General features: G+C 64.8%; 13 protein-coding genes. 9 read left to right on the plus strand and 4 right to left on the minus strand.

Annotation, left to right across the window (positions count from 1 at the left end):
- Positions 1-114: 114 nt before the first annotated feature.
- Complete coding sequence (locus AC1RQG_RS18875) at positions 115-681, plus strand: GNAT family N-acetyltransferase (RefSeq protein ID WP_493133526.1); 567 nt, start codon at positions 115-117, stop codon at positions 679-681.
- A 22-nt stretch (positions 682-703) separates the two neighbouring features.
- Here AC1RQG_RS18875 and nadC read toward each other — a convergent pair whose 3' ends face one another.
- From nadC to AC1RQG_RS18890, 3 genes are all read right to left on the minus strand, one after another.
- The gene (gene nadC / locus AC1RQG_RS18880) at positions 704-1,570 is read right to left on the minus strand and encodes a carboxylating nicotinate-nucleotide diphosphorylase (RefSeq protein WP_493133527.1); all 867 of its coding nucleotides are present in this window, start codon (positions 1,568-1,570) and stop codon (positions 704-706) included.
- On the minus strand, positions 1,567-2,700 hold the full coding sequence (nadA, locus tag AC1RQG_RS18885; protein ID WP_493133528.1) for a quinolinate synthase NadA: 1,134 nt from the start codon (positions 2,698-2,700) through the stop codon (positions 1,567-1,569). The genes nadC and nadA overlap by 4 nt, the downstream gene beginning before the upstream one ends.
- A gap of 100 nt (positions 2,701-2,800) precedes the next feature.
- On the minus strand, positions 2,801-4,399 hold the full coding sequence (locus tag AC1RQG_RS18890) for an ABC-F family ATPase (protein ID WP_493133529.1): 1,599 nt from the start codon (positions 4,397-4,399) through the stop codon (positions 2,801-2,803).
- A 143-nt stretch (positions 4,400-4,542) separates the two neighbouring features.
- Here AC1RQG_RS18890 and AC1RQG_RS18895 point away from each other — a divergent pair, with 143 nt between their 5' ends.
- Positions 4,543-5,850 (plus strand): voltage-gated chloride channel family protein, encoded by a 1,308-nt coding sequence (locus tag AC1RQG_RS18895; protein ID WP_493133530.1) that lies wholly within the window; start codon positions 4,543-4,545, stop codon positions 5,848-5,850.
- Positions 5,851-5,868: 18 nt separating this feature from the next.
- Here the strand turns inward: AC1RQG_RS18895 and AC1RQG_RS18900 are convergent, their stop codons facing one another.
- On the minus strand, positions 5,869-6,630 hold the full coding sequence (locus AC1RQG_RS18900; RefSeq protein ID WP_493133531.1) for a DeoR/GlpR family DNA-binding transcription regulator: 762 nt from the start codon (positions 6,628-6,630) through the stop codon (positions 5,869-5,871).
- A gap of 453 nt (positions 6,631-7,083) precedes the next feature.
- Here AC1RQG_RS18900 and glpD point away from each other — a divergent pair, with 453 nt between their 5' ends.
- From glpD to AC1RQG_RS18935, 7 genes are all read left to right on the plus strand, one after another.
- Positions 7,084-8,631 carry a glycerol-3-phosphate dehydrogenase gene (gene glpD, locus AC1RQG_RS18905; protein ID WP_493133532.1) on the plus strand — a complete coding sequence of 516 codons (1,548 nt, stop codon included), beginning with the start codon at positions 7,084-7,086 and terminating at the stop codon, positions 8,629-8,631.
- A 23-nt stretch (positions 8,632-8,654) separates the two neighbouring features.
- Positions 8,655-9,755 carry an ABC transporter ATP-binding protein gene (locus AC1RQG_RS18910; protein WP_493133533.1) on the plus strand — a complete coding sequence of 367 codons (1,101 nt, stop codon included), beginning with the start codon at positions 8,655-8,657 and terminating at the stop codon, positions 9,753-9,755.
- Positions 9,742-10,836 (plus strand): ABC transporter ATP-binding protein, encoded by a 1,095-nt coding sequence (locus AC1RQG_RS18915; RefSeq protein WP_493133534.1) that lies wholly within the window; start codon positions 9,742-9,744, stop codon positions 10,834-10,836. Before AC1RQG_RS18910 ends, AC1RQG_RS18915 begins: the two co-directional genes overlap by 14 nt.
- Positions 10,833-11,723: a carbohydrate ABC transporter permease gene (locus AC1RQG_RS18920; protein WP_493133535.1), complete on the plus strand. Its 891-nt coding sequence runs from the start codon at positions 10,833-10,835 to the stop codon at positions 11,721-11,723. The genes AC1RQG_RS18915 and AC1RQG_RS18920 overlap by 4 nt, the downstream gene beginning before the upstream one ends.
- Positions 11,716-12,528, plus strand: coding sequence for a carbohydrate ABC transporter permease (locus tag AC1RQG_RS18925; RefSeq protein ID WP_182153171.1), 813 nt, complete (start codon positions 11,716-11,718; stop codon positions 12,526-12,528). Before AC1RQG_RS18920 ends, AC1RQG_RS18925 begins: the two co-directional genes overlap by 8 nt.
- A gap of 1 nt (position 12,529) precedes the next feature.
- Positions 12,530-12,814 carry a DUF2160 domain-containing protein gene (locus tag AC1RQG_RS18930; RefSeq protein WP_493133536.1) on the plus strand — a complete coding sequence of 95 codons (285 nt, stop codon included), beginning with the start codon at positions 12,530-12,532 and terminating at the stop codon, positions 12,812-12,814.
- Positions 12,815-12,946: 132 nt separating this feature from the next.
- On the plus strand, positions 12,947-14,692 hold the full coding sequence (locus tag AC1RQG_RS18935) for an ABC transporter substrate-binding protein (protein WP_493133537.1): 1,746 nt from the start codon (positions 12,947-12,949) through the stop codon (positions 14,690-14,692).
- Positions 14,693-14,719: the final 27 nt, after the last annotated feature.

Consider the following 14,719-nt stretch of genomic DNA (forward strand, 5'->3'; position numbering starts at 1 on the left):
GCGGCATGACCGGCCTGCATATACCTCGCTGGACGGTACAATATAGCGCACCACGTCGTGGCGTTCCAGTCAACAGCGGCCGCCACGCCACATTACCCTCACCGCCAGCAGCCGATGAATTCAGCCAACGACACCTCCGCCAGCCAACTGCAACTGCGCGCCGCGCAGCCGGCCGACATCCCCCGCATGGAAGCATTGATCGCCCGTTCCGGCATCGAGCTGAGCGCCGGTTTCTACACGCCGGAGCAGGCGCAGGCCGTCACCCGCCACGTGTTCGGCGTGGACACGCAACTGGTGGCGGATCAAACCTACTTTCTGATCGAGCGAGATGGCGTGGCGCTGGCCTGCGGCGGCTGGAGCAAGCGCAGCACGCTGTTCGGCGCCGACCGCGCCAAGACCGGCCCCGATCCGCTGCTGGATCCGGCCAGTCAGCCAGCCCGCATCCGCGCGTTCTTCGTCTCGCCGGACGCGGCCCGCCAGGGCCTGGGCCGCATGCTGCTGCGGCACTGCACGGAACAGGCGGGCGCCGCCGGCTTCCGCGCGCTGGAATTGGCCGCGACCATGCCTGGCGTGCCCTTGTACGAGGCGGCCGGTTTTACGATACTGGAGAGGATGGAACTTGCGCTGCCAGGCGGCGTGCAGGTGCCGCTGGCGCGCATGCGCAAGGAGATCGCCGCCTGACGCGGCGGCGATCAGTGCCGAATCAGCCGACGATGCGCATCGAATAATCGGTGGCGCGCACGTCCTTGGTCAGGCTGCCGATGGAGATGCGGTCCACGCCCGTTTCGGCGATGGCGCGCACGGTGTCGAAGTTGATGCCGCCGGATGCCTCCAGCAGCGCGCGCCCCGCGTTGCGGGCCACGCCTTCGCGCATCATGTCGAGGCTGAAGTTATCGAGCAGGATGGAGGTGGCGCCGGCCGTCAGCGCTTCCTCCAGTTCGTCCAGGCTTTCCACTTCCACCTGGATCGTCACGCCCTTCTCCAGCCGCATGGCGGCCGCCACGGCGGCAGTGACGCCGCCAGCCGCCGCGATGTGATTCTCCTTGATCAGGATGCCGTCGTACAGGGCCATACGCTGGTTCTGGCCACCGCCCACGCGCACCGCGTACTTCTGGGCCAGGCGCAGGCCGGGCAAGGTCTTGCGCGTGTCGAGGATGGCGGCCGAGGTGCCCTCCACCACATCCACATAACGGCGCGTGACGGTGGCCACGCCCGACAGCAGTTGCAGGAAATTGAGCGCGCTGCGTTCGGCCGTCAGCAAAGCGCGGGCCGGGCCCTGGATGGTGCACACCAGGCTGTCGGCCTTCATCCGATCGCCCTCGGCGTACTGCCAGTCGATCTCGATGCCGGCGTCCAGGCAGTTCATGATGCCTTCGAACCAAGGCGCGCCGCACAGCACGGCGTCCTCGCGCACGATCACGCGCGCGGTGGCGCGACCGCCGGCGGGCACCAGCTCGCCCGTCAGGTCGCCGCTGCCGACGTCCTCCAGCAGGGCGGCCAGCAGGTTGGCTTCAAACGCGGCCTTCAGCGGCGCGTCGAACGGGGCGAAACGATTGACCAGGGTGCTCATGCTGGACCGACTCCGGAAAACAGTGCAGCTTCCTTGGCCAGATCAGCGCTGGGCTGGACCTTGGCCTTCTTCGCGGCGGCGAAATCGAGCATGCGGTTGATCGACTTGACGGCGGCCTGGCCCACGGCCGGGTCGACGTGGATTTCATTGCCCATGTTCTCCAGCACATCGGCCAGATTCTGCAGGCCGTTCATGGCCATCCACGGGCAGTGGGCGCAGCTCTTGCAGGTGGCGCTGTTGCCGGCCGTGGGCGCCTCGATGAAGGTCTTGCCCGGCGCGGCCGCGCGCATCTTGTGCAGGATGCCGTTGTCGGTGGCGACGATGAAGGTGTCGCAATCCGATTCCACGGCGGCCTGGATCATCTGCGAGGTCGAACCCACCACATCGGCCAGCGCCACCACGTTGGCGGGCGACTCGGGGTGCACCAGCACCATGGCGTTCGGGTGTTCGGTCTTCAGCAGGTCCAGTTCGATGCCCTTGAACTCGTCGTGCACCAGGCAGGAGCCCTGCCACAGCAGCATGTCGGCGCCGGTCTTCTTCTGGATGTAGGAGCCGAGGTGCTTGTCCGGCGCCCACAGGATCTTCTTGCCCTGCGCGTGCAGGTGGGCCACGATGTCGAGGCCGATCGAGGACGTCACCATCCAGTCGGCGCGCGCCTTCACGGCCGCGCTGGTGTTGGCGTAGACGACGACGGTGCGGTCGGGATGGGCGTCGCAGAAGGCCGTGAACTCGTCGGCCGGGCAGCCCAGGTCCAGCGAGCAGGTAGCGTCCAGGTCCGGCATCAGGATGCGTTTCTCCGGGCTCAGGATCTTGGCCGTCTCGCCCATGAAGCGCACGCCGGCCACCACCAGCGTCTTGGCCGGGTGGTCGCGGCCGAAGCGGGCCATTTCCAGCGAATCGGAGACGCAGCCGCCGGTCTCCTCGGCCAGGTCCTGCAGGTCGGCGTCCACGTAGTAGTGGGCCACCAGCACGGCTTCGCGCTCCTTCAGCAGGCGCTTGATGCGCTCGCGCAGTTCGGTGCGCTCGGCCGCGGTCGGCGTGGCCGGGGTGCGGGCCCAGGCGCGCGCGGTGCAGCTGCCGCCATCCTGGGGATGTTCATACTCGACTGACTTGATCGGTAAAGTTTGCATGGTGTTCGGTGACGAAAAACGTGAAACGACACTATCGCACATCGCGGCGCGTCGTGCAGGGCGCCCCTCCGCCGGCGGCGGGATCGGGCGCCCCCGGGGTTTAAGCGATGCCCTGGCTGGTCAGGTAATCCTCGTAGTTGCCTTGGAAATCGACCACTTCGTTTTCCTTGATCTCGATGATGCGGTTGGCCAGCGACGACACGAATTCACGGTCGTGGGACACGAAGATCAGGGTGCCGGCGTATTTATCAAGCGCCACGTTGAGCGATTCGATCGATTCCATGTCCATGTGGTTGGTCGGTTCGTCCAGCAGCAGCACGTTGTGACGGCCCAGCATCAGCTTGCCGTACATCATGCGGCCCTTCTCGCCGCCCGACAGCACGCGCACGGACTTCTTGACCTCGTCGCCGCCGAACAGCAGGCGGCCCAGGATGGAGCGCACGGCCTGGTCGTCGTCGCCTTCCTTGGTCCACTGACCCATCCAGTCGGTCAGGGTCGCGTCGGTGGCGAAGTCCTCGGTCGGATCCTGCGGCATGTAGCCGACATTGGCGTTCTCGGCCCACTTGACGCGGCCGGTGTCCGGCTGCAGGTGGGCGATCTCGCCGGCGATGCAGCGCAGCATAGTGGTCTTACCCGCGCCGTTGGCGCCGATGATGGCGATGCGTTCACCCGCTTCCACCATGATGCTGAAGTTCTTGAACAGCTGGCGGTCGTAGGCCTTCGAGATGTTGTCCACTTCCACGGCCAGGCGGTGCAGCTTCTTCTCGCCTTCGAAACGCACGAACGGATAGGCGCGCGACGATGGCTTGATGTCGTCGACCTTGATCTTCTCGATCTGCTTGGCGCGCGAGGTGGCCTGGCGGGCCTTGGACTTGTTGGCGGCGAAGCGGCGCACGAAGTCCTGCAGCTCGGCGACCTTCTCCTTGGCCTTGGCGTTGTTGGCCAGTTGCTGGTTGCGGGCCTGAGTCGAGGCCAGCATGTAGTCGTCGTAGTTGCCGGGGTAGATCTTCAGCGTGCCGTAGTCCATGTCGGCCACGTGGGTGCAGACCTGGTTCAGGAAGTGGCGATCGTGGGAAATGATGATCATGGTGGAGTTGCGCTCGTTGAGCACATCTTCCAGCCAGCGGATGGTGTTGATGTCCAGGTTGTTGGTCGGTTCGTCCAGCAGCAGGATGTCCGGGTTCGAGAACAGGGCCTGGGCCAGCAGCACGCGCAGCTTCCAGCCGGGCGACACATTGCTCATCGGGCCCTGGTGCAGCTCGATGGCCACGCCGGCGCCCAGCAGCAGTTCGCCCGCGCGCGCCTCGGCCGTGTAGCCGTCGTACTCGGCCACTTTGCCTTCCAGTTCGGCCGCGTGCATGTAGTCGTCGTCGGTCGCTTCGGGATTGGCGTAGATGGCGTCGCGCTGCTGCATGGCGGCCCACATCTCGGTGTGGCCCATCATGACCACGTCGAGCACGCGCATCTCCTCGTACGCGAACTGGTCCTGGCGCAGCTTGCCGAGGCGCTCGTTCACGTCGAGCATCACGTTGCCGGCCGACGGCTCCAGGTCGCCGCCCAGGATCTTCATGAAGGTGGACTTGCCGCAGCCGTTGGCGCCGATCAGGCCGTAGCGGTTGCCATCGCCGAATTTGACGGAGATATTTTCGAACAACGGCTTGGCGCCGAACTGCATGGTAATGTTTGCTGTCGATAACACGAGGGATGCCCTTAAAGCGGTGAATTTGGATAACCGGGCATTTTACCATCAGTCGCCCCTTGCCGGGCAGGAAACGCCGCCCGACGCCGGCCGCGCATAAATTTGTCCGGCACTGTAAAACTTGCTATGATCGCCCCGGCCTTATGAAAAGCGCAAAACACCCCGAACCCATCGATCTGCTGCCCTACATGGGCAAATGGTCCGCACTGGCGATCGTCGTCGCCATCCTGGCGGGCAGCGCGTCCGCCGCCTTCCTGTTCGCACTCGATTTCGTCACCGACTGGCGCGAGGCGCACGGCTGGATCATCTGGCTGCTGCCGCTGGCCGGCTTGGTCGTGGGCTGGATCTATTTAAAACTTGGCAAGTCCGTCGAGGCGGGCAACAACCTGCTGATCGACGAGATCCACGATCCGAAGAAGGTGATCCCGCTGCGCATGGCGCCGCTGGTCCTGGGCGGCACCATCATCTCCCACCTGTTCGGCGCCTCAATCGGCCGCGAAGGCACGGCCGTGCAAATGGGCGGCGCGCTGGCCGATCAACTGACCCACGTGTTCCGCATGGACCCGTCGCACCGGCGCCTGCTGATCATGGCCGGCATCAGCGCCGGTTTCGCCTCCGTGTTCGGCACGCCGCTGGCCGGCGCCATCTTCGGGCTGGAAGTGCTGGCCATCGGCCGCATGCGCTACGACGCCATCATGCCGTGCATGCTGGCGGCCATCGTCGCCGACCAAGTGAGCCTCGCATGGGGGATCCATCATACCCACTACCTGGCCGGCGCAATCCCGCACATCACGGTGTGGACGCTGGCCGCCACGCTGGTCGCCGGCATGCTGTTCGGGGTGGCCGGCATGGTGTTCGCGAACGCGACGCACGGCCTGTCGGATTTCATGAAAAAGCGCGTCGCCTATGCGCCGCTGCGCCCCCTGCTCGGCGGCGCCGTCGTCGCCACGGCCGTGTGGGCGATCGGCACGCAGCGCTACATCGGCCTGGGCATCCCCACCATCGTCGAATCGTTCACCCGCCAGTTGCCGGCCACCGACTTCATCGGCAAGCTCGCGTTCACCGTCGCCTCGCTCGGCACCGGCTTCAAGGGTGGCGAAGTGACGCCCTTGTTCTACATCGGGGCCACGCTCGGTAACGCGCTGGCGCCGTTGCTGCATATGCCGTTCGCGACCCTGGCCGCCATCGGCTTCGTCGCCGTGTTCGCCGGGGCGGCCAACACGCCGATCGCCTCGACCGTGATGGCCATCGAATTGTTTGGCGCGGAGATCGCGCCGTATGCGGGACTGGCGTGCGCCGTCAGCTATCTGTTTTCCGGCCACACGGGCATCTATCGCGCACAACGCGTGGCCCAGGCCAAGCACCAGCGTCATATTCCGGAAGGGACGCGCCTCGGCGATCTGCCGCAGTACCTGCGCCAACTGCGCAACAAGTCCGACCGCGAGCAGTAAAACGCGGGGCGCCCGGCTTCACTCGGCCGGCGCCACCAGCACCTCGACCCCGGCCGCGTCAAACGCGGCCAGCGCCTCCGGTGGCACCGGCAGATCGGTGATGAACTTGTCGATCTGCGCGATATTACCGAGGCGGACCAGCGCGTGGCGCCCGAATTTGGTATGGTCGGCCACCAGCCACACTTCGCGCGATTGTTCGATGATGGCTTGCGTGACGCGCACTTCGCGGTAATCGTAGTCGAGCAGCGTGCCATCGTTCTCGATGCCGGACACGCCGATGATGCCGATATCGACCTTGAACTGGCGCATGAAATCGATGGTAGCCTCGCCCACGATACCCCGGTCGCGTTTGCGCACCAGTCCACCGGCGACGATCACCTCCACTTCGCCACTGCCCGATAGCAGCGACGCCACGTTCAGATTGTTCGTCACCACCCGTATGCCCTTGTGCTGCTGCAGGGCCTTGGCCACCTCCTCGGTGGTGGTGCCGATGTTGATGATCAGCGAGCGCCCCGGCTCCACCTGGGCCGCCGCCATCAGGCCGATGCGGCGCTTGGCGTCCGTATCCATCGCGCGCCGGCGGTCGTAATCGATGTTCTCCACCGTGGACGGGATGCCCACCCCGCCGTGATAGCGCGCCAGCAGGCGCGCATCCTCCAGCTCACGGATATCGCGGCGGATGGTCTGCGTGGTCACTCCCAACAGTTTCGCGAGCTCCTCGACGGAGGTGTCCCCGTGGGCCCGGATATGGTCCAGCAATCGGCGGTGGCGTGGCGTCATGGTTTTCTTATGAACAAAAATGAACGGAATTTCACACGTTCGCCATCATACCCGGCTGGCACGTTTCTGGTCGATGATTTTTTCGTTCTTGTTCGTTCCAGTTGATTTTACGCCGGAAAAACCGTCGCTTAAGCATACTTCGATCGATCCTCCCAGCTTGGCGATGCGGTTTCATTGGGCGAGACTACGAAACATCAGCTATGTTCACATGAACATTCACGAACGAACAAATGAACAAATAGTTGTTGTAGTTTTTTCGAGTTTGCGTACAATGGCCATTCCAGCAATGCAGAGTTGCTAACGAAACTAACAAAATCTTGTTGCCATATCAAGCGAAAGCATGGAAACGACGGCCGCGTCCGCCGCACCGAACGTGAGGAACGAGTAAATGAACAGATACCAACAGCTGCCGCCCTCCCCCGCAAGCGTCGGCCATCCCCAGGCGGATCGCCCATGAAAATGACCAACGACCTCCCGGCCGGGCAGCGCAGCTGCGATCTGCTGATCATCGGCGGCGGCATCAACGGGGCCGGCATCGCCCGCGACGCCATCGGCCGTGGGCTGAGCGTGATCCTGTGCGAACAGCACGATCTGGCCCAGCACACTTCCTCGGCCAGCACCAAACTGATACACGGCGGCCTGCGCTACCTCGAATACTACGAATTCAAACTGGTGCGCAAGGCGCTGCAGGAACGCGAAGTGCTGCTGCGCGCCGCGCCCCACATCATGCATCCGCTGCGCTTTGTGATGCCGCACGACGCCAGCCAGCGTCCCGCGTGGATGATCCGGGCCGGCCTGTTCCTGTACGACCACCTGGCTCATCGCAAATTCCTTCCCGCCTCGAACGGCATCTCGCTGCGCACCCATGAAGCGGGGACGCCGCTGAAGGGCAGCTACCGCAAAGGCTTCGTCTATTCGGACGGCTGGGTGGACGATGCTCGCCTCGTGGTGCTGAACGCGCTCGACGCCAAAGAACGTGGCGCCACCATCCTCACCCGCACCAAATGCGTGTCCCTGCACCAGCAGGGCGAGGGCTGGCAAGCCACGCTGGACAGCGAAGACCACGGCCGCATCGACGTGCAGGCGCGCGCCATCGTCAACGCAGCCGGGCCGTGGGCCGGCCAGATGGCCAACGCGGCCGGCGGCGCCAAGGGCCATGGCCTGCGCCTGATCAAGGGCAGCCATATCATCGTGCCCCGCCTGTTCAGCCATCCCTACGCCTACATCTTCCAGAACCCGGACAAGCGCATCATCTTCGCCATCCCCTACCAGGATGAATTCACGCTGATCGGCACCACCGACCTGGAATACACGGGCGAGCCGGGCGAAGTGCGTATCGACGCCAGCGAAGTCGATTACCTGTGCCAGATGGCCAACCGCTACTTCAGCAAACAAATCAGCGCGAGCGACGTGGTGGGCACCTATTCCGGCGTGCGCCCGTTGCTCGACGACGCATCGCAATCGGCGTCCGCCGTCACCCGCGACTATCTGCTCGAATGCGATCCGCACGCGCCGCCGTTCCTCAACGTCTGGGGCGGCAAGATCACGACCTACCGCAAGCTGGCCGAGGAAGCAATGGACATGCTGCAGCAGCGCCTCGGCACCGCCCGCCCGGACTGGACGGCCACGGCGCCGCTGCCCGGCGGCGACCTGCAGCAACCGGGCGCGCTCGTGCGCAAAGGCGCGTTCGAGCAGTTCATGGCGCGCCTGAATCAATCGCATCCATGGCTGCCGGCCAAGCTGGCCAAGCGTTACGCACGCTGCTACGGCACCCGGTTGCTGCGCATGCTGGGCGACGCCACGAAACTGGCCGACCTGGGCGAGGAGCTGGCGCCGGGCCTGTACGAACGTGAGGCGCGCTACCTGGTGGACGTCGAGTGGGCCCGCCGCGCCGACGACATCCTGTGGCGCCGGACCAAATGCGGCCTGTACGCGCAGCCGCAGCACCATACGCGGCTGACGCAATGGCTCGACCATGAGCGAGCGAGCCAGCCGGCATAACGATCAACGCAAGGAGACGCGCAGTGATATTAGAGCTTAAAGATATAAGCCTGAGAGTTGGCCCCGAGACGTACCTGTACCCGATGGACCTCAAGCTGGTGCCCGGCACCATCAACGTGCTGCTGGGCCCCACCCAGGCCGGCAAGACCTCGTTGATGCGGGTGATCGCCGGCCTGGACCGCCCCACCGAAGGCCGCGTGCTGGTCGATGGCAAGGACGTCACCGGCGTCAGCGTCCGGGACCGCAACCTGGCCATGGTCTACCAGCAGTTCGTCAACTACCCGGCCATGACGGTGTACGAGAACATCGCCGCGCCGCTGCGCCTGCAGCGCTGCCCGGCGGCGGAAGTCGACCAGCGCGTGCGCGAGATCGCCACCAAGCTGCATATCGACCACCTGCTGCAACGGCTGCCCGGCGCTTTGTCCGGCGGCCAGCAACAGCGCTGCGCGCTGGCGCGGGCGCTGGTCAAACGCGCGCCGCTGGTGCTGCTCGATGAACCGCTGGTCAACCTAGATTACAAGCTGCGCGAAGAGCTGCGCATGGAGTTGTCGTCGCTGTTCGCCGATGGCCAGACCACGGTGGTCTACGCCACCACGGAACCACAGGAAGCGCTGCTGCTCGGCGGCCACACGGTGCTGATGGACGCGGGCCGCATCCTGCAAACCGGTCCCACGCTGGCCGTCTACGAGCGTCCCGCCTCGATCCGCGCCGCCGCCATCTTCAACGATCCGCCGATGAACATTTTCGATGGCCACATCGAGGGCGATCACAGCGTTCGCCTGAACAACGGCCCCGCCTTGACCGTGGCCGCGCCGGCGCTGGATCTGCCGCCCGCCCAGCCATGCAAGATCGGCGTGCGCTGCCACCACGTGCGGTTGACCGACGACGCCAGCCACGCCAACCGCATCGATTGCACGGTGGAGCTGGCCGAATTGAGCGGTTCGGAAACCTATGTCCACCTGCACCACGGCGCCACCAGCCTGGTGGCGCAGGTGCCCGGCGTGTACGCGGCCAGCATCGACGCGGCCGTGCAGGCCAGCGTCAGCCCCGACCACCTGTTCATCTTCGACGCAGACGGCGCGCTGCTGCGCGCACCCAAGGAGGCCGCCCATGGCACGCATTGAATTCCGCAACCTGGGCCACGCCTACGGCGCCAATCCGGGCGGTCCGCAGGACTTCGCCCTGCAACCGATGAACATGGTGTGGGAGGACGGCGGCGCCTATGCGCTGCTGGGCCCCTCCGGCTGCGGCAAATCGACCCTGCTCAACATCATCTCCGGCCTGCTGGTGCCATCGCACGGCCAGGTGCTGTTCGACGGTAAGGACATGACGCAGGTCCCCACGCGCGGGCGCAACATCGCACAGGTGTTCCAGTTCCCCGTGTTGTACGACACCATGAGCGTCTACGACAACCTAGCCTTCCCGCTGCGCAACCGCAAGATGCCGGAGAAGGAAGTCCACCAGCGCGTGCATGAAGTGGCCGAAATCCTGGGCATGAAGGACGCGCTGAAAGTGCGGGCGGCCGGCATGTCGGCCGACGCCAAGCAGAAAATCTCGCTGGGCCGGGGACTGGTGCGCAAGGACGTTGCCGCCATCCTGTTCGACGAACCGTTGACCGTGATCGATCCGCACCTGAAGTGGCAACTGCGCCGCCAGCTCAAGCAGATCCACCAGCAGCTCAAGCTGACGCTGATCTACGTCACCCACGACCAGGTGGAAGCACTGACCTTCGCCGACGAGGTGGTGGTGATGACGAACGGGAAGATCGTCCAGAAAGGCACGCCGGACGCGCTGTTCGCGCGGCCCGATCACACCTTCGTCGGCTACTTCATCGGCAGCCCAGGCATGAACTTCTACCCGGTCAGCCTGAACGGCGAGGCGGACGCCGTCCACATCGGCCAGCACCGGCTGGCAGTGGATCCGGCCACCGTGGCCGCGCTGAAAGGCGCGAACGGCAAGGTCAGTCTGGGCATCCGCCCCGAGTTCGTGCAGCTCGCCGCGCCCGGCAGCGCCGGCGCGCTGGAGGCCGACATCTGGCAGGTGCAGCAACTGGGCACCTGCCAGCTGATCACGGGCACCGTGGCCGGCCATCCGCTCAAGGCCAAACTCGATAGCGCCGTCCACGTGCAGGCGGGCCGCCACTGGCTGCGCCTGGCCCGTCCGGAGACCATTTTCTTCTGCAACGACGAAAGGATCGCGGGATGAACAAACCCTATCACAACAAGGCGTGGTTCTTCATCCTGCCGGTGTTCCTGTGCGTGGCCTTCTCCGCCATCCTGCCGCTGATGACGGTGGTGAACTACTCGGTGCAGGACATCATCAGCCCGACCCAGAGCGTGTTCGTGGGCCTGGAATGGTTCCGCTCCATCATGCGCGATCCCGAGCTGCACAGCGCCCTGCTGCGCCAGCTCGTGTTCTCGCTGTGCGTGCTGCTGGTGCAGATTCCGCTGGGCGTGGGCCTGGCGCTGTCGATGCCGTCCAAAGGCTGGAAGTCGTCGGCCGCGCTGGTGGTGTTGTCGATGCCGCTGCTGATCCCCTGGAACGTGGTGGGCACCATCTGGCAGATCTTCGGCCGCGCCGACATCGGCCTCGGCGGCTACGCGCTCAACCTGCTGGGCGTGGACTACAACTACGCGTCCCACAACGGCGACGCCTGGCTGACCGTGTTGCTGATGGATGTGTGGCACTGGACCCCGCTGGTGGCGCTGCTCGGCTTCGCCGGCCTGCGCTCGATCCCGGACGCCTACTACCAGGCGGCCCAGATCGACGGCGCCAGCCGTTGGGCCATTTTCCGCCACATCCAGCTGCCCAAGATGCGCGGCGTGCTGATGATCGCCGTGCTGCTGCGCTTCATGGACAGCTTCATGATCTACACCGAACCGTTCGTGCTGACCGGCGGCGGACCCGGTAATTCGACCACCTTCCTGAGCCAGTACCTGACCCAGAAGGCCGTGGGCCAGTTCGACCTGGGACCGGCGGCCGCCTTCTCGCTGATTTACTTCCTCATCATCCTGCTGCTCAGTTTCGTGCTGTACAACTGGATGCAAAGCGCCGGCAACCACGCCGCAACGACGGAGACCAACCATGGATAAGGCCAACCGCCTGCCCCGCGCGCTGACGCTCATGCTGTACGTGGGCTTCACGCTGATCCCGCTGTACTGGATGCTCAACACCTCGCTCAAGACCAACGAGGAAACGCTGTCGGTGTTCAGCCTGTGGCCGCACCAGCTCACGTGGGACAACTACAAGACCATCTTCACCGACCCGTCCTGGTACAACGGCTACATCAACTCCATCATCTACGTGGCGTTGAACACCGTGCTGTCGCTGCTGGTGGCGCTGCCGGCCGCCTATGGCTTTTCACGCTACCGCTTCCTGGGCGACAAGCACATGTTCTTCTGGCTGCTGACCAACCGCATGACGCCGCCGGCCGTGTTCCTGCTGCCGTTCTTCCAGCTCTACTCCACCGTGGGGCTGATGGACACCCACATCGCCGTGGCGCTGGCGCACATGCTGTTCAACGTGCCGCTGGCCGTGTGGATCCTGGAAGGCTTCATGTCCGGCATCTCGCGCGAGATCGACGAGACGGCCTATATCGACGGCTTCTCGTTCCCGCGCTTCTTCCTGCGCATCTTCCTGCCGCTGATCAAAGCCGGCGTGGGCGTGACGGCCTTCTTCTGCTTCATGTTCAGCTGGGTGGAACTGCTGCTGGCGCGCACGCTCACCTCCGTCAACGCCAAGCCGATCAGCGCCATCATGACGCGCACCGTATCGGCCGCCGGCATGGACTGGGGCGTGCTGGCCGCCGCCGGCGTGCTGACCCTGATCCCCGGCATGCTGGTGATCTGGTTCGTGCGCAATCACATCGCCAAAGGTTTCGCCATGGGGAGGGTTTGAGATGGAAATGACATTTGCCTGGATGGCGTGGACCACGCCGATCGCCATCTTCTTCGTCTGCATCGCACTGATGCTGGCCGGGATGACGGTATGGGAGCTGCGCTCGCCCACCGTGGAGCGCAAGGGCTTCCTGCCGATGCGCACCACGCGCGGCGACCGCCTGTTCATCGGCCTGCTGACGGCGGCCTACATCAACCTGGCCTGGGTCGCGTTGACCGAGATGAACCAGTGGATCGCGGCCGGCCTGGGTTTCCTCGCCCTGGTCGTGATCATGGCCAAAGCGTAGTTTTTTTGTCCGCAGCGTTAGCAAGTTGCCAGTCTTAGCGATTCGGCTGGTTGGAAGTACAAGCAAGAAGAGACACCCTTCCGTCTCCATTGCGGCAGTCCCTGGGAAGGCAATACTACAAGTGGAGATGACATGAAGAGAAGCACTCAAGCAGGGTTCAAGCTCAGTCTCGTGGCAGCGGCCGTGCTGGCACTGTCCAGCAACGCGTGGGCCGACACCAAAGCGGCCGAGAAATGGGTCGACACCGAATTCAAGCCCAGCACCCTGTCGCGCGCCCAGCAGATCGAGGAGATGAACTGGTTCATCAAGGCCGCGGCCAAGCTCAAGGCCAAGGGCGTGAAGGAAATCCACGTCGTGTCCGAGACGCTGGACACCCACGTCTACGAATCGAAGACGCTGGCCAAGGCGTTCGAGGAAATCACCGGCATCAAGGTGATCCACGACGTGATCCAGGAAGGCGACCTGGTCGAGAAAATGCAGACCTCCATGCAATCGGGCCGTTCGATCTACGACGGCTGGGTCAACGACTCGGACCTGATCGGCACCCACTACCGCTACGGCCAGACCGTGGTGCTGTCCGACTACATGGCCGGCCCCGGCAAGGAATACACGAACCCGGGCCTGGACCTGAAGGACTTCATCGGCACCAGCTTCACCACGGCGCCGGACGGCAAGATGTACCAGTTGCCCGACCAGCAGTTCGCCAACCTGTACTGGTTCCGCGCCGACTGGTTCGCGCGCAAGGACCTGCAGGCCAAATTCAAGGCCAAGTATGGCTATGATCTGGGCGTGCCGCAGAACTGGTCCGCCTACGAGGACATCGCCGCCTTCTTCACCAACGACGTGAAAGACCTCGATGGCAAGAAGGTGTTCGGCCACATGGACTACGGCAAGAAGGATCCGTCGCTGGGCTGGCGCTTCACGGACGCGTGGCTGTCGATGGCCGGCACCGCCGACAAGGGCATCCCGAACGGCCTGCCGGTCGACGAATGGGGCATCCGCGTGGCCGCCGACAAATGCACGCCGGTGGGCGCCTCCGTGGCGCGCGGCGGCGCGACCAACTCGCCGGCGGCCGTCTACGCCCTGACCAAATACCTGGACTGGATGAAGCACTACGCACCGCCCGAGGCGCTGGGCATGACCTTCTCGGAGGCCGGCCCGGTCCCGGCCCAGGGCCAGGTGGCGCAGCAGATCTTCTGGTACACGGCCTTCACGGCCGGCATGACCAAGCCCGGCCTGCCGGTGGTGAACAAGGACGGCACGCCGAAATGGCGCATGGCGCCCGGCCCGCACGGCCCGTACTGGAAGGAAGGCATGCAGAATGGTTACCAGGACGTCGGCTCCTGGACCTACCTGAAGAGCACCCCGCCGGACCAGATGGCCGCCGCCTGGCTGTACGGCCAGTTCGTCACGTCCAAGACCGTGTCGCTGAAAAAATCGCTGGTGGGCCTGACCTTCATCCGCGATTCGGACATCCGCTCCAAGGCCATGACGGACATGGCGCCCAAGCTGGGCGGCCTGATCGAGTTCTACCGCAGCCCGGCCCGCGTGGCGTGGACCCCGACCGGCAACAACGTGTCGGACTATCCGAAGATGGCGCAGCTGTGGTGGAAGAACGTCTCCACCGCCATCTCGGCCGAGCAGACCCCGCAAGGCGCGATGGACCACCTGGCCGAGGAGATGGACCAGATCATGTCCCGTTTGCAGCGCGCCGGCATGAAGAACTGCACGCCCAAGCTGAACGACAAGAAGGATCCGGCGTCCTGGCTGAGCAACAACGGCGCGCCGTGGGCCAAGCTGGCCAACGAGAAGCCGAAGGGCGAGACCATCGCCTATGACACGCTGCTGAAGGCGTGGAAGGAAGGCCGCGTGCGTTAATCGCGCCCGCTTTTTCACCCATCCGCA

It is taken from the genome of Rugamonas sp. GW822-FHT03B10, from assembly GCF_058801745.1.